The sequence below is a fragment of the Peribacillus sp. R9-11 genome (genome assembly GCF_031345095.1).
Classification (GTDB): Bacteria; Bacillota; Bacilli; order Bacillales; family DSM-1321; genus Peribacillus; species Peribacillus butanolivorans.
Genome location: NZ_CP133763.1, coordinates 4,362,309 through 4,381,653 on the forward strand (window position 1 = coordinate 4,362,309; position 19,345 = coordinate 4,381,653).

The 19,345-nt window shown below is 40.2% G+C and carries 20 protein-coding genes; 4 read left to right on the forward strand and 16 right to left on the reverse strand.

Translation table 11 applies throughout. The annotated features are described in order from the left end of the window. Positions 1 to 22: 22 nt before the first annotated feature. The 4 genes from RE409_RS21205 to RE409_RS21220 form a co-directional block, all read right to left on the reverse strand. On the reverse strand, positions 23 to 586 hold the full coding sequence (locus tag RE409_RS21205) for a biotin transporter BioY (RefSeq protein WP_201223358.1): 564 nt from the start codon (positions 584 to 586) through the stop codon (positions 23 to 25). Between the two features lie 385 nt (positions 587 to 971). Beyond that, entirely contained in the window at positions 972 to 1,823 is an 852-nt protein-coding gene (dat, locus tag RE409_RS21210) for a D-amino-acid transaminase (protein WP_201186241.1), read from the reverse strand. A 25-nt stretch (positions 1,824 to 1,848) separates the two neighbouring features. After that, on the reverse strand, positions 1,849 to 3,261 hold the full coding sequence (pepV, locus tag RE409_RS21215) for a dipeptidase PepV (protein ID WP_201186244.1): 1,413 nt from the start codon (positions 3,259 to 3,261) through the stop codon (positions 1,849 to 1,851). 153 nt (positions 3,262 to 3,414) lie between these two features. Continuing rightward, the gene (locus RE409_RS21220) at positions 3,415 to 4,755 is read right to left on the reverse strand and encodes an MATE family efflux transporter (RefSeq protein ID WP_201250554.1); all 1,341 of its coding nucleotides are present in this window, start codon (positions 4,753 to 4,755) and stop codon (positions 3,415 to 3,417) included. A gap of 559 nt (positions 4,756 to 5,314) precedes the next feature. Between RE409_RS21220 and RE409_RS21225 the strand changes: the two genes are divergently transcribed. Further along, a complete protein-coding gene (locus RE409_RS21225; protein ID WP_053347355.1) occupies positions 5,315 to 6,049 on the forward strand; it encodes an SDR family NAD(P)-dependent oxidoreductase in 735 nt (244 codons plus the stop codon). Between the two features lie 111 nt (positions 6,050 to 6,160). Here RE409_RS21225 and RE409_RS21230 read toward each other — a convergent pair whose 3' ends face one another. Further along, the gene (locus RE409_RS21230; RefSeq protein WP_201186249.1) at positions 6,161 to 6,646 is read right to left on the reverse strand and encodes a DedA family protein; all 486 of its coding nucleotides are present in this window, start codon (positions 6,644 to 6,646) and stop codon (positions 6,161 to 6,163) included. Between the two features lie 222 nt (positions 6,647 to 6,868). Between RE409_RS21230 and RE409_RS21235 the strand changes: the two genes are divergently transcribed. Further along, a complete protein-coding gene (locus RE409_RS21235) occupies positions 6,869 to 7,549 on the forward strand; it encodes a VOC family protein (RefSeq protein ID WP_309558017.1) in 681 nt (226 codons plus the stop codon). Between the two features lie 46 nt (positions 7,550 to 7,595). Here the strand turns inward: RE409_RS21235 and lepB are convergent, their stop codons facing one another. The 3 genes from lepB to RE409_RS21250 form a co-directional block, all read right to left on the reverse strand. Next, positions 7,596 to 8,174: a signal peptidase I gene (gene lepB, locus RE409_RS21240; RefSeq protein WP_098175739.1), complete on the reverse strand. Its 579-nt coding sequence runs from the start codon at positions 8,172 to 8,174 to the stop codon at positions 7,596 to 7,598. A 64-nt stretch (positions 8,175 to 8,238) separates the two neighbouring features. Next, the gene (locus tag RE409_RS21245) at positions 8,239 to 8,622 is read right to left on the reverse strand and encodes a DnaJ family domain-containing protein (RefSeq protein ID WP_309558019.1); all 384 of its coding nucleotides are present in this window, start codon (positions 8,620 to 8,622) and stop codon (positions 8,239 to 8,241) included. A gap of 210 nt (positions 8,623 to 8,832) precedes the next feature. Continuing rightward, positions 8,833 to 10,725, reverse strand: a complete 1,893-nt coding sequence (locus RE409_RS21250; protein ID WP_309558020.1) for an immunoglobulin-like domain-containing protein — start codon at positions 10,723 to 10,725, stop codon at positions 8,833 to 8,835. Positions 10,726 to 10,990: 265 nt separating this feature from the next. Here RE409_RS21250 and RE409_RS21255 point away from each other — a divergent pair. Then, positions 10,991 to 12,324 (forward strand): IS3 family transposase gene (locus tag RE409_RS21255; RefSeq protein WP_201221481.1). Its coding sequence is split into 2 segments (ribosomal slippage): positions 10,991 to 11,363 and positions 11,363 to 12,324, totalling 1,335 coding nucleotides; the frame shifts between segments, so codons are not numbered across the junction. Between the two features lie 144 nt (positions 12,325 to 12,468). On the opposite strand, the gene RE409_RS21260 is transcribed toward RE409_RS21255, so the two are convergent. The 7 genes from RE409_RS21260 to RE409_RS21285 form a co-directional block, all read right to left on the reverse strand. Beyond that, the gene (locus RE409_RS21260; protein WP_201250552.1) at positions 12,469 to 12,879 is read right to left on the reverse strand and encodes a DUF4064 domain-containing protein; all 411 of its coding nucleotides are present in this window, start codon (positions 12,877 to 12,879) and stop codon (positions 12,469 to 12,471) included. Between the two features lie 389 nt (positions 12,880 to 13,268). After that, complete coding sequence (locus RE409_RS21265; protein ID WP_201186257.1) at positions 13,269 to 13,442, reverse strand: hypothetical protein; 174 nt, start codon at positions 13,440 to 13,442, stop codon at positions 13,269 to 13,271. A 36-nt stretch (positions 13,443 to 13,478) separates the two neighbouring features. Continuing rightward, positions 13,479 to 13,739, reverse strand: coding sequence for a DUF3953 domain-containing protein (locus RE409_RS30760; RefSeq protein WP_397443376.1), 261 nt, complete (start codon positions 13,737 to 13,739; stop codon positions 13,479 to 13,481). Positions 13,740 to 13,783: 44 nt separating this feature from the next. Next, entirely contained in the window at positions 13,784 to 15,244 is a 1,461-nt protein-coding gene (cobA, locus tag RE409_RS21270; RefSeq protein ID WP_201253840.1) for a uroporphyrinogen-III C-methyltransferase, read from the reverse strand. Between the two features lie 18 nt (positions 15,245 to 15,262). Continuing rightward, positions 15,263 to 16,078 carry a uroporphyrinogen-III synthase gene (locus RE409_RS21275; protein WP_201186262.1) on the reverse strand — a complete coding sequence of 272 codons (816 nt, stop codon included), beginning with the start codon at positions 16,076 to 16,078 and terminating at the stop codon, positions 15,263 to 15,265. Between the two features lie 213 nt (positions 16,079 to 16,291). Then, positions 16,292 to 17,002: a DsbA family oxidoreductase gene (locus tag RE409_RS21280; RefSeq protein WP_201250550.1), complete on the reverse strand. Its 711-nt coding sequence runs from the start codon at positions 17,000 to 17,002 to the stop codon at positions 16,292 to 16,294. 73 nt (positions 17,003 to 17,075) lie between these two features. Beyond that, entirely contained in the window at positions 17,076 to 17,531 is a 456-nt protein-coding gene (locus tag RE409_RS21285; RefSeq protein WP_201186266.1) for an RrF2 family transcriptional regulator, read from the reverse strand. A 170-nt stretch (positions 17,532 to 17,701) separates the two neighbouring features. On the opposite strand from RE409_RS21285, the gene RE409_RS21290 reads away from it, so the two are divergent. Then, complete coding sequence (locus RE409_RS21290) at positions 17,702 to 18,607, forward strand: EamA family transporter (RefSeq protein ID WP_201223352.1); 906 nt, start codon at positions 17,702 to 17,704, stop codon at positions 18,605 to 18,607. A gap of 225 nt (positions 18,608 to 18,832) precedes the next feature. On the opposite strand, the gene RE409_RS21295 is transcribed toward RE409_RS21290, so the two are convergent. Then, positions 18,833 to 19,276, reverse strand: coding sequence for a ferritin-like domain-containing protein (locus RE409_RS21295; protein ID WP_201223351.1), 444 nt, complete (start codon positions 19,274 to 19,276; stop codon positions 18,833 to 18,835). Between the last annotated feature and the right edge of the window lie 69 nt (positions 19,277 to 19,345).

The window sequence follows — 19,345 nt, forward strand, 5'->3', positions numbered from 1 at the left end:
ACCGTCCCACCATTTGTAGTCATTATTCCTCTTCTGCTGCTGCCAGTCGTTCTTGAATTGGACTCACTGATTTTAATTGCACAGCAATTATCGCTGCAATGAATGCTTTAATTAAATCCCCTGGTAAAAACGCAATACTCGCCATTAAACCTACCCATACCGATGTATTTGTAATAAGAGCCATAATAGGTGCACCAATTAAGTTAATCAAAAGCACCCCGCCAAATATGTTAACGATAACGACTTTCCATGTTTTGACGTTGGACCAGACTTTTTCAGTGAAGTAACCGATGATAAAAGCAGCTAGCGGCCAACTCCAAATATACCCTGCTGAAGGCCCCACCAATACAGCAAGTCCACCACGGCCACCTGTTAATAACGGCGCACCAATTGCAACCAATACTATAAAAACTATTAAACTCAATCCGCCCATTTTTCTACCTAAAAAGCATCCCGCAAGCATAACGCCTAATGTTTGTGCAGTAATTGGTACCGGTATGAATCCTAAAGGAATTGGAGGGATTAACCCTAAAACTCCGATTAATGCTGCAAACAATGCTGAATAAACCATTTCTTTGGTTGTCATATAATTTCCCTCTCCATTTGCACTATACAAATTAATCAATTTTGCATAGTAACCATTTTAAAAATATTAAATTCCTAAACATTCGAAATAGATTGAATTCTTTTATACATACATTTGATTAAGGTTTAGACCGGTCGACCTCCATGCCTTATTTAAATAATAATAGTAGAAAAGATTTTTGTAAACCACATTTTTTTTTAGTTAACACATATTATATATATCAGCTTTTTAACTATTAGATTGGAATACAAAAAAATCACAAAAGGTTTTAATTGTTAAAATGCTTGAATTCCGATAACGAATAAGAGGAAAACGAATGGGGATATAAAAACGTGAAATGTAAAACCCCCTTGCCGCGTGGCAGGGGGGCACTTATTAATTCTCTTTAAACGGCACCGCATTGTCTCTCAATTTCTTCAGAAAACAGTTTTTGCAGACTTTTGGTAATCGGTCCTGGTTCTCCATTAGCAATCGATTGTCCATCGATGTTAATAATCGGTGTCACTTCTACACTTGTACTCGTGTAGAGGACCTCATCAGCTGCCATCATTTCCTCGACTGTGAAGGCTTCTTCGACATAGGGAATATCATTATCGGCGCATAGTTTTAGCATCACCTGACGAGTAATCCCATTCAGAATCAAGTTGGTGGCCGGATGCGTTTTCAATGTCCCATTCACCATGATAGCGACGTTAGATGAACTTCCTTCCGTTACCGTCCCATCACGATGCTGAATTGCTTCGTCACAGCTAGCTTCCACTGCTTGTTGCTTAGCCAATATGTTACCTAGTAGATTCAAGCTTTTAATATTACAGCGCAACCAGCGGATGTCGTCGGTCGTCACGGCCTTGACCCCAGGCTTCACTTTTCCTGTATAGGGCATTTCTTTCGTATAGGCGACAAAGACCGGCTCCACCTCATTAATTGGAAAAGCGTGAGTGCGCGAGCACACTCCCCTCGTCAATTGCATGTAGACAATCCCGTTCCGTAGTTTATCTTCAGCGATTAGTTCTTTAACTCGAGCTTCGATTTCCGCTACAGTAAAAGGGACCTTCAGCTGAATCATTTTTGCACTGTCCATTAGACGGTTTACATGCATATTACTCGCAAATACTTCGCCGTTATAAACTCGAATGACTTCATATATCCCGTCACCAAATTGATAACCTCGGTCCTCAATATCAACCTTTACGTCCGACCTTGTTTTAAGTTCGCCGTTATAAATGATTTTTCCCATGTCTTTCTTTCTCCCTCTCAGCCTCTTATTTAGCTAATTCATGAATGGCACGTGCATAAATCGCTGTTGCCTTAAGCATATCTTCAATAACAATATATTCATCCTTTTGATGCGCAATATCTTCACTGCCTGGGAATAGAGGCCCGAATGCGACGCCTTCCTTCAATGAACGGGCATAAGTGCCACCGCCAATTGAAAGGAGTTCTGCTTTATCACCGGTCTCTGCTTCATACACTTGCTGCAGCGTCTTAATCAGGAAACTTTCGCTGTTCACATAGTGAGGCGTTGAATGCGAATTAGACTCCACACGCAAATTATATGCTGCAAGTCTTTCTTCTAATGCCGCTTTTTGCTGTTCCCATTCAAATGTTACCGGGTAGCGCATACTGAAGCCAATGGAACTGTCACCCTGTTTGGAATAGTTGAATACTCCGGCATTAACCGTCAATTCACCTGTTTGCTCATCTGTGTAAGCCACACCTAAATTATTTCCACGGGAATCTTCAAACAAATAATTCTTAATGAAAGTAAAGTAGGATTTCGCATGCGGATCAAGTGTTAGGTCTGCTAAAAATACAGCTAGATACATACCTGCATTGACTCCATTTTTCGGCTCCATTGCATGAGCTGAAACGCCGTTCAGTTCTAGAAGCACTTGATTTTTTTGTGGTACGGCTTGCCCCTTCAACGAATATTTTTGAAGATAATTTTGATAGTTTGTCACAACTTCAGCGGGATTTACAGCTTCCACTGTAGCCGTTGCGAAATCTGGTACCATATTCGTTCTTCGGCCTGATGAAAATTCAATAACATTCACTTCGGAGTTCGTTCCATTGCCTGCATCGGCTGGATGTATAACTGAGAAATCCCAGATTCCCTTTTCCGCACTGATGATTGGGAAGTCAGCATCTGGCGCAAAGCCCATCGAAGGCATTTCTTCCACTTCAAAATAACGGCCAACACAGCGCCAGTTTGATTCCTCATCCGTTCCGATAATCATCCGCACACGTTTGTTCAAAGGCTTACCAATCTCCCTGACAAGCTTCATTGCATGATAGGCAGCCATCGTCGGCCCTTTATCATCAATTGCCCCACGAGCATAAATACGACCATTACGGATCTCAGCGCCAAACGGATCCGAACTCCAGCCATCTCCTTCAGGAACAACATCGACATGACATAAAATACCGATCAACTCCTCGCCTTCACCCATTTCAATATGGCCGGCGACATTATCGACATTCTTCACAGTAAAACCGTCTTTTTCGGCTAACTGAAGCATGTAATCAAGCGCTTCCTTTACCCCTTTACCAAATGGAGCCTCTTCTGTCGGATGTTCTTCATCCAGTACGCTTTTTATTTTTAATAAATTTTGCGTATCCAGTAGTATGTCCATTTTCCGTTTCTCAACTTCTTCACGCCAATTCATTTCACTCAAAATACGACAACTCCTCTTTTATATATATTTTTTTATTTTATCACTTTTATTATCTGATTCGCCAAGCGTTGATACCTTTTTTAAGTATTCCCGTTTTATCACCAACGTCAAACTACTGTCAAAATGACCGTTGCAACTAAAAAACACCCTCTCTCAATTATAAGAGGGTGTCTTCACTAAACTCTCTTCGTCCATTAGAATCATTATTTTTCTGTTTAACCTCGGGATGTATAACGCTAAAAATAAGGAACGACCTAAACTGAATATAAGAAAGGCAAGCCATAATCCATGATTGCCATGTTGCGGGACGGCCAAAAACTGGACAAACAGAAAGGCCAGCAGCGCAAGAAGCATGGAGTTCCGTACAGGAACAGCTTCAGTAGCACCCGTAAACACTCCATAGAAAATGAGTCCGATAAAGGCTGTGAATGGGAATATGACTATCCAAAGTCCGTATACATGGGTCAGTTCAATGACTCCTGGGATATTCGTGAAGAGCAGAATAATTTTATCGCTAAATAACCAGTATAAAACAGCAAGTATGAGAGAGGCATACAGGCCCCATTGCGCTGAAAGAGCTAGCGTTTTTTTATAAAGGTGTACATCTCTCGAACCAATGGCTTTCCCAATCAGAAGACTCGATGCATTTGCAAAACCATCAAAGCAATATGCCATCAGATAGTGAATTTGAATGAGTACAGCATTGGCTGCCAAAGTCTCTGTCCCAAAAGTGGCTCCTTTGGCCGTGAAAAGATTAAAAACCGTAATCAAACAAATTGTCCTGATAAATAAATCCCTGTTCACCACCATCATTTTTTTCAAGGAAGTATAATCGAATCCCGCTCGTAAAGAAAAGGTTTCAGGTATGGAAACTACCTTCCTAATCACCAACAAACCAACGAAGAAAGCTGCAATCTCTGAAATCAATGAAGCCGTAGCGACTCCTGATACAGACCAGGAAAACCTATTTACAAAAAGCAAGCACAGGACAATATTGATCAGGTTCATGAAAACTTGAATGAACAGAGATGTTTTTATGCGGGATTTTCCAATTAACCAGCCTAGAATGACATAGTTCATTAACGCAAAAGGCGCACCCCAGATCCGAATACTGAAATAGTCAGATGCAAAGGCGGCAACATCCGATTCCGGCGTGATTGCAGCTAAGGAAACATTTAAAATGGGCTTCTGAATTACGATAAAAAGAAGACCGATAATTGCCGCTATCATAAAAGGACGAATCAAGGCCATCAGGCTTTGTGTCTCATCCCTAGCCCCCTCTGCTTGTGCAGCGAAGGCAGATGTACTAACTCGCAGAAAACCAAAAAGCCAATACATCGTATTAAAAATAATGGTTCCAACAGCTACCCCGCCGATATAAGCAGGATCACTCAACTTTCCAACCACAGCCGTATCAACCGCCCCAAGCAAAGGCGTACTCATTGTCGAAATCGTAAGAGGAATGGCCAAGGATAGATACATTCTGTGATTCATCAATAAATTACCTCCTTTTTACATAAAAGACTTCTCAAACGCCTGAAAAACAAGAAATGGAATGATGTTATAAAATTTTGTATTGAAAGTACAAAAAGTTTGCAGTATTCGATTTTAATCACTAGAATTGAACATATGGTACTCATCAACAAAAGTTGCTAGGAAATATATAGTGCTTTTCTCAAACGAAGACCATGATAACGTGCGAAAGGATCTACAAGGTTGCTGGTGAGTATTATCAAATAGAACGGTTAAGCTATTTTTGTATATTGACAATTTACGGAATCAAAATTTGAATATTAAAAGATTGACAACGCTTTCAACTATACCTGTATGTTTTGTTTTTGAACCAGGGAGTGGGAAGTCTATTTAAATATATCAACTTTCCCAGATTTACAACATCTTTTTTCCCAGCAAGAAAAAGGCAATGTGTAAACGGAAAAATAAAATGCTTGACGGATTCATAAAGGAGTTATAGTATTGCTCGTTGATCATACAACTTTTGCACTATGCGTGGTCATATTGTCCAGCTTTTAAAAATCTATTAGGAGTGATTATGATGGGAAGATTAACTAATAAAGTGGCACTTATTACTGGAGGAGCATCCGGTATGGGTAGAGAAATGGTAGACCTATTCACAAAAGAAGGAGCTCAAGTTATTGCTGCTGACATCAATGAAAAAGCTGTTGCAAAAGTGAACGAGCTAGATAATGTCTATGGTACACTTCTTGATGTATCTTCTGACGAAAGCTGGAAAAAAATGATGGATACTGTTATTGAGAAATTTGGTAGAGTTGACATCCTAGTCAACAATGCTGGAATCTCAACAGAAAAACAAATTAATGATACAACATTGGCTGATTGGCAACTAATGTTAAGTGTTAACGGATTTGGACCTTTCCTTGGTATGAAACATGTTGTTCCTTACATGGTTGAAGAAGGAAAAGGCGCTGTTGTAAATATTTCTTCCTTTACAGCTCAAATCGGTATGGGTTTAAACGCTTATTCAGCTTCTAAAGGTGCTGTTCGTGCTATTTCTAAGGCTGCTGCAACACAATATGGCCGCATGGGCGTCCGTGTTAATGCCATATTCCCTGGTATTATCGAAACACCAATGACACAAAAATTAGAAGAGTCAAAAGAACTTGTAAACCAAATGGTTAAAGCGACTCCATTACAACGTTTAGGTCAACCAGCTGATATTGCAAATGCAGTGCTTTACCTAGCATCTGATGAAGCTTCATACGTTACTGGTGCTGAGCTAGTTATCGACGGTGGATATTCTGCTCAATAATAAAAGTTAACAATAAACAACCCCGTTTCTGAAATTCAAAAACGGGGTTGTTTTGTTTCATTATTTTAAAACTCGGGCCCACTTAAGGAAGTCAGTTCTCCCCCAAATAATTTAAGTTAAGACACCAATAAAATAGCCAAAAGCTGTAAATACAAAACACCAGCTGAAAGCTCCTGCACCTGCGAAAATAATATATTTTCGTTTCCCCATCCCGTTCATCCCAGAAAAATAACTGGCGAAGTGGCGAACACCTGGGATGAAATATGCAATAATAATGGTCCACGGACCGTATTTATTGAACCATTTCTCCAGCCTTTCCAGCCTTGCCGGAGTCATCTTAATCCACTTGCCGTGCTTTCTCAAAAAAGGCTTGCCTACCTTTTTACCAATAAAGTAACTGACCAGCATTCCAGAAATCGACCCAAGAAAACTGACGAGGAATGCCCCTTGGACATTTAAAACAGCAATGGACGACAAATAGCCGACAAAAGTCATCATAAACTCATCAGGTACCGGCAAACCAATAATTCCGAGGGCCAGCAGTCCATATATCGCAAAATAACCATAGTTTGATATTAAATCTTTTACCATGTCCATCTCTAGTACTCCATCTCAGACACCCTTTTAATAAAGTAATCCAATTTCTGATACGGGCCTGGTTAACGTGATTACTTCTTTATAATAGGATAACCTAATTTAACCCATATAAGTTGGTTTTAATGAAAAAAGAAAAAAAAGAGAATACACAAACTCCAAATTGGTTTATTAAGGAAGATTTAAATTACAATGATAGAAACTGAATGAAGAAAGGTGATAAATATGCTGATTAAAAAAGTGAGTCTTATTGCGAGTGACATTCCTGAAATGAAGAAATTTTATGTCGAATTGCTAAATGCCAAATTGCTAGACGAGAGTCATCATGGCTTTACTATAAAAGCAGGGGCAAGCGAATTGGCTTTTACAGAAACAAAAAACGGAAGTAAACCCTTTTATCATTTTGCCTTCAATATCCCGTCCAATCAATTTCAAGAAGCGAAGCAATGGATCAAAGCACGGACTTCTTTAAATACGGAAGATGGCGATGATGAAGTTTACTTCAGCCACCTCAATGCACACTCGCTATATTTCACCGATCCGACCGGCAATATTGTAGAGTTTATTGCCAGGCATTCAATTGCACCAGAAAGTGAAGTGCCTTTCTCAATGGATTCTTTATTAAGCATTGGTGAGATTAATTTAACAACTGCCAAAATCGATGCGATCGGCCAGCAACTAATCGACTTTGGTATTCCCCCCCGGGATAACGGCACTTTGAATCCTAATGGCATTTCTTTCATGGGCAGCAATGGTGTGTTCATTTTATTAAGCAAACCGGGACGGCGCTGGTTCTTTTCAGACCGGGCTGCAGAGATTCACCCATTAACAATCGAAGTAGATCCTGGGAAAACGATTCATCAAGATGAAAATGGGAACATTCGGTTCATCTCTTCACCGATATAAGTTTTTCCAACAATAAAGCGGACTCGACAATCGAGTCCGCTTCCTTTTATTTTACAATTTTTATTTCCTTGATCGGCCAATACACTAGATTCGCTTTGCCGACAATTTCGTCGACGGAAATCGTGCCGATTTCACGGCTATCCAAACTATTTTGGCGATTGTCCCCCATAAGGAACAGCTGATCATCTGGCACTGTCATGCTGCCGGTTATATCCTCGAGCTTGAAAGAATCGGTCAGCGGCACGCCTGCCATCTGATTCTTATATTTGTCTAGGTAGGGTTCTTCATATGCTTTTCCATTAATATAAAGCGTATCATCTTTATATTCTATATGGTCACCTGGCAGACCGATAACCCGTTTTATATAATCTTTATCTACCGTTGCATGAAAAACAACAATATCAAACCTGTCAATACTATCGATGTTTGTTCCAAACTTATTAAGTACAATTCGTTCGTGGTCTTGTAGTGTTGGCATCATTGACTCACCATCTACGACAATAGGTGCAAAAATATATGTTCGAATTAGAAAGGCCAGAATGACTGCAATCCCGATCGCTTTTATCCATGAAAAAACTTCTTTTCTTTTTTCCAAACGAAGTCCCTCTCTCTGTTTTTTATTCATGTCATTATATCATAATCCATTCATAATCACGTCATACAAATACCCACATTTTGCACTTTATCTATCACTTCCATTTTTCATACTGAACTTCGATGCTTCCCCACTCGATTTCCCGACGTTGCATTTGTGTCGGACAAATACCATTATATGTACGTACTTTCTCATTAATTTCTTCAATTCGTTTGGTTAATTCTGATTCAGATGAATTCATTTTTTTTAATCGAACCACGTCAGATAGCTCTCCCCGGATTTCTTTTTGCCATTTAATCCAAAGCGGAAGGAAACCGGCGTCTTTGGCCTTCGTTAAGAAATTATCATACATATTTCCCGATAATGCCGACTTCGGAAGCGGTTTTCCAAAGCCAGGATTATTCTTCAGACCGCCGTCCTTTTCATAGTCCCGAAATATCTGATCCATCCAATTTACATGATCCTCTTCTTTGCCCATTACACTATCTCCCCCCAGACAACTTCGATATTACATCTATTTACAATTATAACATTTAAATCAATATTTGCTCATATACACCAACCAAGAACTTCATTTATTAAGCTCTTTCTACTATTATAATTACATTGTTCTGCCGAAAACATTCCAGCATGCATCCGCATTCAAGCAAAAAGGGATTCCAATATTCCGGAATCCCTTGTTTTCTATCTATTTAACTGTGATTTTCCTTTTTACTAATGCCTTGTTTTTGGACTTATCCGTAACCGTATAAGTCAATGTATAGGTACCCTTTTTCTTGGTATTTACGGTCCCTGTGATTTTGATCTTACTTGTTAAACTGCCATCCAAATTATCTTTCGCCGTTACCCCTGATTTAGGGTTAAATTCCGAGTTATAGCTAATGGTTTTATCTTTGGCTCCGGAAATGACTGGCTTGGTGCTATCTATGGTGATCTTTCTCGTAACAGTTGTAACATTCTTCGATTGATCAGTGACTGTATACTTTAATGTATACGTTCCTTTTTTCTTTGTATTTACCGTACCCGTTACCTTGATTTTACTAGTCAAACTGCCATCCAAATTATCTTTCGCCGTTACTCCTGATTTAGAATTAAAAGCTGAGTTATAGACAACGGTTTTACTCTTGGCGCCGGAAATGACTGGTTTGGTGCTATCTATGGTGATCTTTCTTGTAACTGTCGTAACATTTTTTGATTGATCAGTGACTGTATACTTTAATGTATACGTTCCTTTTTTCTTTGTATTTACCGTACCCGTTACCTTGATTTTACTAGTCAAACTGCCGTCTGCATTATCATTAGCACTCACGTTTGTTTTTGGATTAAATGAAGAATTAAGTCTGATTGTTTTATTTGCGGCACCTGAAATCACTGGCTTAACATGATCATATACTGTTATTTTCCTAGTAACTTTTGCGACATTTCCCGCTTTGTCAGCTACAGTATATGTTAAATTGTAAGTTCCAATTTTCTTAGTATTTACAGTACCTTCAACACGTATGGCGCTTGTTAAATCACCATCAGATTCATCCTTAGCTTTTACGCTCGATTTAGCGTTAAAAGTTGAGTTGAACGGAATGGATTTACTGGCGGCACCTGAAATGACAGGTTTAACCGTATCCTTAATTGGCACACCAGGACTTGATTGTTTCTTCGCAATGTAAGCTGATGAAACATAGCCCTTCACCTTTTGATCTTCAGTTTGTACGGGGTACCAGACAAATTTATTAATCTTAGAACTGTCATAGACAAAATCCCCGCTGATGACCAAGTTTGTACCGTTTGGCACGGTATTGGAACCTGACGAAGTATTTGCTTCTTTCCGTATTCTCACATCTAGTGTCGTCACCACTTTGTCTCCTGCCTTGAACCAATAAGCAGAGTCATGCGTTTGATCGGCCAGTGTGTATTCCAGCATTTTAAAGGTGATATTTTCAGTGCTTTCACGATCATATTGAAAGTCGGATGTTCTGAATGGATATTTTGCTAGTTTTGTATCATTCAAATAACTTTGTTTTTCTATCTCAGCAAAAACCTCTTCTTGATATGCATTCGTATTTATTTTCCCAGTTTCCTGGTAAAGAGGACTGTTCACAGGTTTTGTCCCATTGTATGCCATGACAGGGAAATACCAATTTTCAATAACTTTACGTCCTGCACCTTTGATTTTCGGCAAATCTTTTCTTGAATACATACTGCTCAGGACCTCGACGCCAGCTTCAATATTATAAACTATATCATTTTCCAACTTTTTCTGGTCATACCCACGTTTATCGGTAAGCTGCATAAGACCGATACCGCCATCGTCGGATTTAATAGGCTTGCCAGCATCATTAAATTGCCTCCAATCCCCGTTTTCCTGCGTAGCCACGGCCTTTACCACTTCAGGAGGGATTTCAGCTTTTAATGCTGCATTAGTGAGTAAGCAGTTAATCTGTGGATAGGAAGGATTTACATTCGGTTGAATCTCACCAAATGATGAGCAGGCATTGGTTAATTCAGACGCTGCAAAAGCCTGTCCATTGAACAAACTGAATGTTAAACAGGCTACTATTCCAGCCTTTACTAAAGGTAACTTCATGAATCAAACTCCAGTCTATTTATATTTAAATTTATAATAATTCTAACATGATAATCTAGTAATTGTAACGATTACTGGAATAAAATTGGTTTTTTGAAATCAAATTCCTAAAAAGGATAAACAATTTGTTTATTACCTAGAACAAAAGAAGCTGACTCACATTATCTGAACTATACCCCGGATAACGGACACACATAAAAAAGTGTCCCTTATCCGGGTTTTTTTATGTTTCAATAGATGTAATGAGTATGGACGGAGGGTTTCTATGAGTAAGAATATATATACTGAATTTCAGATTAAAGAACTTGAAAAGAATCCAAATATCATTAGTGCTTCCGAGCGATCTATTTCCTATAGTCCTGAATTTAAGACAAAAGCTGTTAAGGAATATAAAAAGGGGAAAGCCCCCTCTCAAATTTTCATTGACCAGGGAATTAATCTCGAAATAATTGGAAAGAAACAACCCAAACGTTGTCTACAGCGCTGGCGTAGTACCTTTGAAAGGTTTGGTGAGGAAGGCTTCCTTACGGAACGCCGTGGAAAAGGAAGTACAGGACGCCCCACTTCCAAGCCACAGTCTGTAGAGGATCAACTTAGGAAGGCCGAGGCGAGAATCAAATTCCTTGAAGCAGAAAATGACTTCCTAAAAAAGCTGGAAGAGCTAGAAAGGCAGGCTCTGAAAAAGAAATGATTCTAACTGCTGCTGAGAAGTTCTATCTGATTGAAAGGACGATCAGAATACACCAATTAAAGAAGGCTGTTTCTTATCTATGCAAATTGGCTGGTGTAAGTCGAAGTGGCTACTATGATTGGTTAAAGGCAGCTCCTTACCGTGAGCTTCGTGAAGAACAGGATGAATTGGACATAAAATTGATCAGAAATATCTTCATCAGTAAAAAGGAAAAAGTAGGCGCCCTCCAAATCAAAATGATTATGGAGAATGACTACTCGGCCGTAATGAATCATAAGAAAATCAGACGGTTGATGACAAAATATAATCTCCTAGCGAAAATCAGAAGGGCCAACCCGTATCGGAAGATGGCCAAGGCAACCAAGGAGCACCTTACTTGTCCAAACCTCCTTAATCGTGAATTCAATCAGGAGGTGCCAGGGAAGGTCCTGCTTACTGACATTACCTATCTTTATTATGGGAAAGGCCAAAAAGCGTATTTATCCTGCGTAAAAGATGCCGCCACAAAAGAAATCGTTACGTACCATTTATCTACTTCATTAGAAATGGATATCGCTTACGAGACTTTAAATAAGCTAAAGCAGGCTGTGTGTCACGAGTTCCACCCGAGTGCAATCCTTCATTCTGACCAGGGGTTCCATTACACCCATCCGCTATTTCAACGCAAAGTGAAGGAACTTGGGATAACCCAATCCATGTCCCGCAAGGGAAACTGTTGGGATAATGCGCCAATGGAAAGTTTCTTTGGCCACTTTAAGGATTTGGCAGAATATAAAACATGTACTAATTTAACGGATGTGAAGGAAGAAATTGATCGAGTTATTGAAGAATATAATGAACATCGTTATCAATGGGGGCTAAAGAAAATGGCCCCGGTACAATACCGGGACCACTTATTAGCCGCTTAGGCACTTTTTTATACTGTCCGTAAAATGGGGCACAGTTCAATCGAGTCAGCTTCTTTCTTTTCCAATCACAAGAATATGTATTTATTATGGTTAAAATTTTTCCTATCTTATGGTTAGACTTTTCGGCGCTATGTGGCTATTCTATTATACAATCACATCTACCGGTTCACTCGGTTTCCGCACCAGACACATGATACCCGGCACGATGAAGAAGATAAGGGGCCATACATGAAAGATGGTCAGAATGCCTGTAATGATGAATAAGATTCCGGCTGCCTTCACTTTGCCGCTTTTTACTAGAAAGATAGCAATCAGGCCGCCAGCCAATGTAATAAACAAGGATATAATCCCAGCCCATAATAAGCCAATAAAAAACTTGATTGACATATCCATATCAGACGTTGAAAACTCTGACTCTGTCATTAATGAGTAGTCTACTATTTCTGTTACATCGATACTGTTGATATAAACCGCTGCTATAATCGTCACGATTAATGAAATCGCAGCGATACTCACGCCAATAATACTTAATACAAATTCCCATGTCCGTTTCAATTCATTCGCCTCCCTAGAAAAGTTACTTATATATAATACCCAATCTGGGAAGGAATAAAAGACTTTTCTTAAACATCCTCAGGCTTTTTTTGAGAGCATAAACACGGCTCTGCTATTCTATTATTATTTTTTCTTCACTTCATCAATAAGGCTAATAAGACAGATGCATAATAAAATTAATCCGATAAACGTACCATTGGAACTAGGTTCTTCACCAAAAAATACAGGTGATATGAAAAAATTTAATATAAATATGATTATTGCGAGACTAACTAATACTCTATTAATGAAAAACACCCACCCTTCCATAAGACTAGTTCCGAAGCTACAGGATTGAATTGAAGAAGACTCATAAAGGCATATAAAAAAACGACTCAGATATAGAGCCGTTAATCATCCTTCTTTTTTAACTGTTCGTTTAATTTATCTACTTTATTTTCTAAATGATGCATTTTTGTCATGTGTTTTATAAAGAAACGGAAAACCTTCACAACCATTACGACTAAAAGTACAAGAAGAGCGAGGTAAAATAATTGCCATAATATATCACCAATATAATTCATAATATCACCACCTGAAATTAAATGATTAACCATCGCTTAGTTACTAAAACCTTGTAAAGAAACTAAAAGGACAAATAAAGCTACTAAGATACAAACATACCCTCGAACTTTTCGGTCATTCCGAAGTTTTTCTATTCCCACAAACAACACAAAAGCTCCTAATAAAAATAAGGTGTATGAAGAGTAGTCTACATTCCTAGTGATCAAACTATAAGATGATAGGGCTATTATACTAAACACCAACGAAATTTGAATCTTTATCAGCAACAAATCCCCTCCAAAGAAAAAGCATACCATTTATCACCATTATTTTGGCTGGAAAATGGAAAAAAGGCTCTGTATCAGAGCCTAAAAACATTCCTATTCACAATCAAAGCCACCAATTGCTCGACAGACGGTTCATGCGGCATTATATCCGGCGTAAACCCAAAGTCTTTAAGTATCCTGCCGGTACTTTTCCCGATTACCCCGATGGTAGCTTGAGTTAACATCCCGCTAACATCAACGCCTGCCTTGTCCCCATAATCCATCAGCATATCCACTGAATGCTGATTAGAAAAAAGAACCGTATCAACAGCATTTTCTTCTAGCATTCTCGGAAGAATTTCAAGAAATCTTTCATCCACATATTTTTCGATAGATTGAAAATAGTCCTCGTCCCCATAATTTGGATCCAAGTGTTCCTTTTTCCGATCTCCTATAATCAGCAGAGTTCCGTCTTCCGTCATCTCTGATTTGAGAGCTGCAATTAACCCGCGTTGCTGTAAGACTTTCTTCGATTTCCTCGATACCACATAAAGCTTGGCCGAAATTTGGCGGAAGTCTATAGCATACTCTGTGAGTAAATCTAAAAACCCATGAACACTCTCTGGGGAGGTAAAGAGCATCCGATCATACAAAAGGAAAGATAGCAGCTGACTTTTTTTAGCTTTTACTTTTGTCGTAATCCATTTAGGAAACTCGATGACATCGCCCCCAAGTTCATAAAGGTTCTCCGCCAAGGAACTTTTTGTCGTTCCCGTTCTAGCTACTAAAAACTGCTGCCCATATAGTGGTTTCTTTTCAAACCATTGCAGCCTTTTTCTTAGTAAAATGATATCCCCGACCAAGGTGATAGCCGGGTTCTGAAGCGACTTTTCACTTACCATTTCCACTATATTGGCCAGGGTCCCCTCCACCGTTTCTTGTCTTCCATAGGTGCCCCATTGAATGACGAGTACCGGCGTGTTCTTTGATTTTCCATGACTGATCAAGTTTTCACAGATATTCGGAAGATTGGCTACTCCCATATAAAATGCAACGGTATCTACACTATGTACAAGCCCAGTCCAATCTATTTCCTGTTTGGTACGTTCATGGCCTGTCACCATCGCAAAGGAACGTCCATAATCCCGATGGGTCACGGGGACTCCTGCATACATGGAAGCGGCAATGCTCGACGTAACTCCTGGAATGATTTCAAATGGAATGTCTTTTTCTTTCAACGATTCCGCTTCCTCCCCAACTCTTCCAAAAACGGCAGGATCGCCGCCTTTCAAACGGACGACATTGTGTCCTGCCAGCGCTTTGGAAACGAGCAGCTCATTGATTATCTCTTGCCTAATGCCCTTTGTATAAGGCGTCTTTCCACAATACATCAATTCACAATGAGGAGGAGCAGCTTCCAAAAGCTTCGGATTGAGCAACCGGTCATATAAAATCACATCCGCTTTTTCAATCGCTCTTTGCCCTTTGACGGTAATCAGACCTTCATCGCCTGGACCTGCCCCCACAAAATAGACTTTCCCCTTGGCCTTGGTCATCACTTCACCTCTATCTTCTTACTTACTTGAAATGGCATGATAATATTTCACCAGTTCGATTAATGCACTACCCATTCTTTGATCTTCTGGATAAATGACCCGCTTGATTCCTTCATCGATTACGACCTGCGCCGTTACTTTTCCAACTGCAAGAGCAATCACATCGGATTTAAACCAGTCGATTATTTTATCTTCCACACCTTGTTCACGGGCAAATTTCATCAAATTACGAGGCTGCGGTGCGCTCGTGAACACGACAGAATCTATTTTCCCTCCAAGAATTTCTTCGATCAGCTGCTGCATCGTTTCTGTTTCCGGCGGAATATGTTCGTATGGAAGAATTTCTTTATGCTCTACCTTTTGTTCATCCAACCAATTCATTAAAAGAGGTGCCGGGTCCCCGTGCAGTTGCAATGCGACCTTTACATCTCCAAACAAATGGCCCTCTAGATTGCGAACGAGCCCTGCCGTACTGCCATCATCGTCACGGATTAATGGCTGCAGGCCTAGTTTTTTCAGCATATTCGCCGTTTTATAACCACGAGCTGCAATTTTCATAGACTGCAAAGCTTCTATAAAACGAGCCTCTGCTTCCATCTTCACAGCGGTTTTATATAGAAGTTCCGTTCCCACTCCAGTCGTGAGAATGATCCAATCATACTCTCCTGCAATTAAACGGGTGACATCCTCCTCTAGATGAGAATCATCAAGGAAGACCGTCCCCTGTGCTGGACGAACTAGCGGTACACCCCCAAGATTATGAACAATTTTACTTATTTCTTCTGTTTTCCTCGCTCCCAATAGAGCAATGGTTCTGCCGTTAAGCTTACTCATTCATAACCCTCCATATGTATATTCAATTTTGAAACCTCTTAGCTATCTCACCTATTATACAAATTTTCAGTCTATGAAACTATAGAAAACAAAAGACTCTTCATTATCTTTCCATAATTAGATACACAATCCTATCAGTCCAAGGTCTTAACATTCATTTTGAAAGAAGTAAAAAAGAGACCCTGATTTCGGGTCTCCGTTTTCATATCTGCTTTATTTTTCCGGTACGTTACAAGAACCGTCCGTACAAGCTTCACCTGTTGCTGGATCATTCACCATTTGAAGCGGATTTTCCTCAGCCCATACCTTTTTCAGCGTATCCAGGAACGCCTCTGTTGGCTGAGCTCCTGAGATGCCATACTTGCGATTAATGACGAAGAATGGGACACCTGTAATTCCAAGCAGGCTTCCTTCTTGCTCGTTCCCTCTAACCTCCGCCGTGAATGCAGTGCCTGCTAGCATGGTTTCTGCCTCAGACTTTTCAAGGCCGGCCTCTTCAGCCAAACTAGCCAATGTAGCATGATCACCAATATGTTTGCCTTCCGTAAAGTATGCTTTAAAAAGGCGTTCATTCATTTCATTATCTTTACCTTTTGATTCAGCAAAATGCATCAAGCGGTGAGCATCAAACGAATTCGTTAAGACCACCTTGTCAAAATGATAATCGAGTCCCAATTCTTTAGCCTGTTGGGTCAGATTTTGGCTGCTCGCTTCTACTTCCGCTTGCGACATGCCATATTTCTTCGCAAGCATTTCATTCGAGGTCATCTTAATATCACGTTCAGCCTCCGGGTTCAACTCAAAACTGCGAAACGAAACCTCTACCTGATTTTTATTTTCAAATTGGCTCAAGGCCTCCTCGAACCGACGCTTTCCTATATAACAAAACGGACATTGATAATCCGACCAAATTTCTACCTTCATGTAAAAACCCCCTTCATTTAATGCAATCACATTAAGCACATTATATAATCTTGGGTATCCTCTTGCAAGGATATTACCCTAGACACTCTTTTTCAAAATTGGCAAAGTCGACTTTTTTCATAAACTCTTCTAACGTATACCCCTTTAATAGGCGCAATGTTTCCTGTTCTGCTTCATTCATGATTTCTTCCAAAGCCGTATCCAACTGCTTCCCAACTTCGCCGCATTCACTCGTTTCCATACAAACAAGACATTCTGGGCGTACGGCTTGATACACATCCGCTAAAGTCAGCTGAGAGGCAGGCACTTTCAAACTATATCCACCATCGCGCCCTTCCTTTGTTTCGACAATCCCTGCAACAGCAAGCTGAGCCATCACTCGGCGTAAAAACGTCGCATGTGAATTCACCTTCGAAGCTATCGCTGAACTCGTCAAAAGCTTCCCGCTTTGAGCAAGCCAAACCAGTGAGTGAATGGCAATAGCAAATCGCGGCGGCCCAATTTGATTATTTCGATTACCTGAAGACATGCTTATCCCCCCTTACAAATCCTATCTCCACTTTTCACATGATATATGTAAGGCCATTATACTATGTTCCGTTCTTCCGAACAAATGACCCCAGCCTATTTGATAAAGAGAGCATTATTGATATACTTTTATAGTCTGAATTTTAAATCTTTAATGACAGGAGAACGTTCATGAATGGTAAATACCCATATTTACTCGTCATACTTGGCGCTATGCTTTGGGGAACAACCGGAACAGCTCAATCTTTCGCCCCTGATGGCGCCCACCCAATTGCGATTGGTTCCGTCCGCCTGGCTGTTGGTGGTACTGCCTTATTGGTCATTGCAATCTGGCAAAAAAAAATAACTCTACACAATTGGCCAATAAAAGAAACCATTTTGGCGACGCTAGGTATGGCCTGTTATCAACCACTATTTTTCACAGCTGTCAGCATGACCGGAATCGCCATCGGAACCATTATTACACTTAGCAGCGCCCCTATTATCGCCGGCTTCCTTGAATGGCTATTTGGTAAAAAACGTCCATCCCCGAGATGGTGGATGGCAACAGGTTTATCAATTGCCGGATGTTTGCTTCTTTTTTCCAATCAAGGTTCTGTTACCATTGATCCTGTAGGTGCCTTGCTTGCGCTTGGTGCTGGGGCTTCCTTTACAGTATACACACTGGTAAGTAAAAAGATTTTGGATAAACAGCCTCCAGAAGCAACCGCTGCGGTCATCTTTTGTTTCAGCGCCCTGCTTTTAGCACCTATGTTATTTATATTTGATATCAGCTGGATAGGAACCACAAACGGGTTGGCCGTCAGCCTCCATCTTGGTCTTCTCGCTACCGCAGTTGCCTACTTACTTTTTAATAAAGGGCTTTTATCTGTTCCATCATCAACAGCCGTTTCCCTGTCACTCGCTGAGCCTCTGACAGCCGCGCTTCTAGGCGTATTCCTCATCGGAGAGAGCTTGACTCTAATGTCTTGGTTTGGTGTTGGACTACTCTTATGCGGGATAATTTCACTGACGATTTCGCCAAAAGCGTCAAAGAGTCCTGCTATTATGAACCAGAAGTTGTCTGCGAAAAAGTGACGCTTTTACAGAGTTGGATTTTGCAGCATAATTAATAAATAAGCTAGGATTTTTCCTAGCTTATTTTTTTGTATGATTGCAGCATAAGCTGTAAATGGATTAATTCGACCGTTGGGAAGGATAATTCGTCCTTCACGCAAATAATTCGACCTTCAAAAGGATAATTCGACCTTCAAAGGGATAATTCGTCCCTCACGCAATTAATTCGACCCTCATAAGAATTAATCATCCTTTTAAGCCGACTAAGTAATATAAAAACCACACGGCATGATTTTGCTCATCGGCGGCAGCACGATTGAATGCCTTGATTACGGATCGATCAGCCGCACCATCTGCCACTTCTCTATAAAAATCTACGGTTTCCTGCTCATCCTGGAACGCAAATTCCACCCCGTCTCTATAGGACTCAGGGCACGATTCCGTCACTTTAGGCTGTGGCTGCACCCCCGTCAAACTGGTATAAATCTGAGCAAATCTCTGAAAATGCTTGACCTCATCTTCCCTAATTTCCATAATCCGCTTCCGCTGCTTCTCATCCGGTGCTAATTCAGCTAATTTCTCGTAACACTGGATGGCGCTGTACTCGCCATTTATCGCCTTTTCAAGCTGACGGACTAATTTATTCTGCTGTCTACTCCAATCATCTTCATACGTTTCGTACCCATACATGTATAAAAACCTCCCTGTTCCTTTTCCCATTATGCTATGAAAAAACTGAGAAACATGTCATTGTAAGTT

Excerpts from the sequence above, each read along its gene's own strand:
- RE409_RS21205 (WP_201223358.1), bottom strand. The coding sequence starts at position 586 with ATGACAACCAAAGAAATGGTTTATTCAGCATTGTTTGCAGCATTAATC.
- dat (WP_201186241.1), bottom strand. The coding sequence starts at position 1,823 with ATGGGAAAAATCATTTATAACGGCGAACTTAAAACAAGGTCGGACGTA.
- RE409_RS21220 (WP_201250554.1), bottom strand. The coding sequence starts at position 4,755 with ATGAATCACAGAATGTATCTATCCTTGGCCATTCCTCTTACGATTTCG.
- RE409_RS21225 (WP_053347355.1), top strand. The coding sequence starts at position 5,315 with ATGGGAAGATTAACTAATAAAGTGGCACTTATTACTGGAGGAGCATCC.
- RE409_RS21230 (WP_201186249.1), bottom strand. The coding sequence starts at position 6,646 with ATGGACATGGTAAAAGATTTAATATCAAACTATGGTTATTTTGCGATA.
- RE409_RS21235 (WP_309558017.1), top strand. The coding sequence starts at position 6,869 with ATGCTGATTAAAAAAGTGAGTCTTATTGCGAGTGACATTCCTGAAATG.
- lepB (WP_098175739.1), bottom strand. The coding sequence starts at position 8,174 with ATGAATAAAAAACAGAGAGAGGGACTTCGTTTGGAAAAAAGAAAAGAA.
- RE409_RS21245 (WP_309558019.1), bottom strand. The coding sequence starts at position 8,622 with ATGGGCAAAGAAGAGGATCATGTAAATTGGATGGATCAGATATTTCGG.
- RE409_RS21250 (WP_309558020.1), bottom strand. The coding sequence starts at position 10,725 with ATGAAGTTACCTTTAGTAAAGGCTGGAATAGTAGCCTGTTTAACATTC.
- RE409_RS21265 (WP_201186257.1), bottom strand. The coding sequence starts at position 13,442 with ATGAATTATATTGGTGATATATTATGGCAATTATTTTACCTCGCTCTT.
- RE409_RS30760 (WP_397443376.1), bottom strand. The coding sequence starts at position 13,739 with ATGGTATGCTTTTTCTTTGGAGGGGATTTGTTGCTGATAAAGATTCAA.
- cobA (WP_201253840.1), bottom strand. The coding sequence starts at position 15,244 with ATGACCAAGGCCAAGGGGAAAGTCTATTTTGTGGGGGCAGGTCCAGGC.
- RE409_RS21275 (WP_201186262.1), bottom strand. The coding sequence starts at position 16,078 with ATGAGTAAGCTTAACGGCAGAACCATTGCTCTATTGGGAGCGAGGAAA.
- RE409_RS21280 (WP_201250550.1), bottom strand. The coding sequence starts at position 17,002 with ATGAAGGTAGAAATTTGGTCGGATTATCAATGTCCGTTTTGTTATATA.
- RE409_RS21285 (WP_201186266.1), bottom strand. The coding sequence starts at position 17,531 with ATGTCTTCAGGTAATCGAAATAATCAAATTGGGCCGCCGCGATTTGCT.
- RE409_RS21290 (WP_201223352.1), top strand. The coding sequence starts at position 17,702 with ATGAATGGTAAATACCCATATTTACTCGTCATACTTGGCGCTATGCTT.
- RE409_RS21295 (WP_201223351.1), bottom strand. The coding sequence starts at position 19,276 with ATGTATGGGTACGAAACGTATGAAGATGATTGGAGTAGACAGCAGAAT.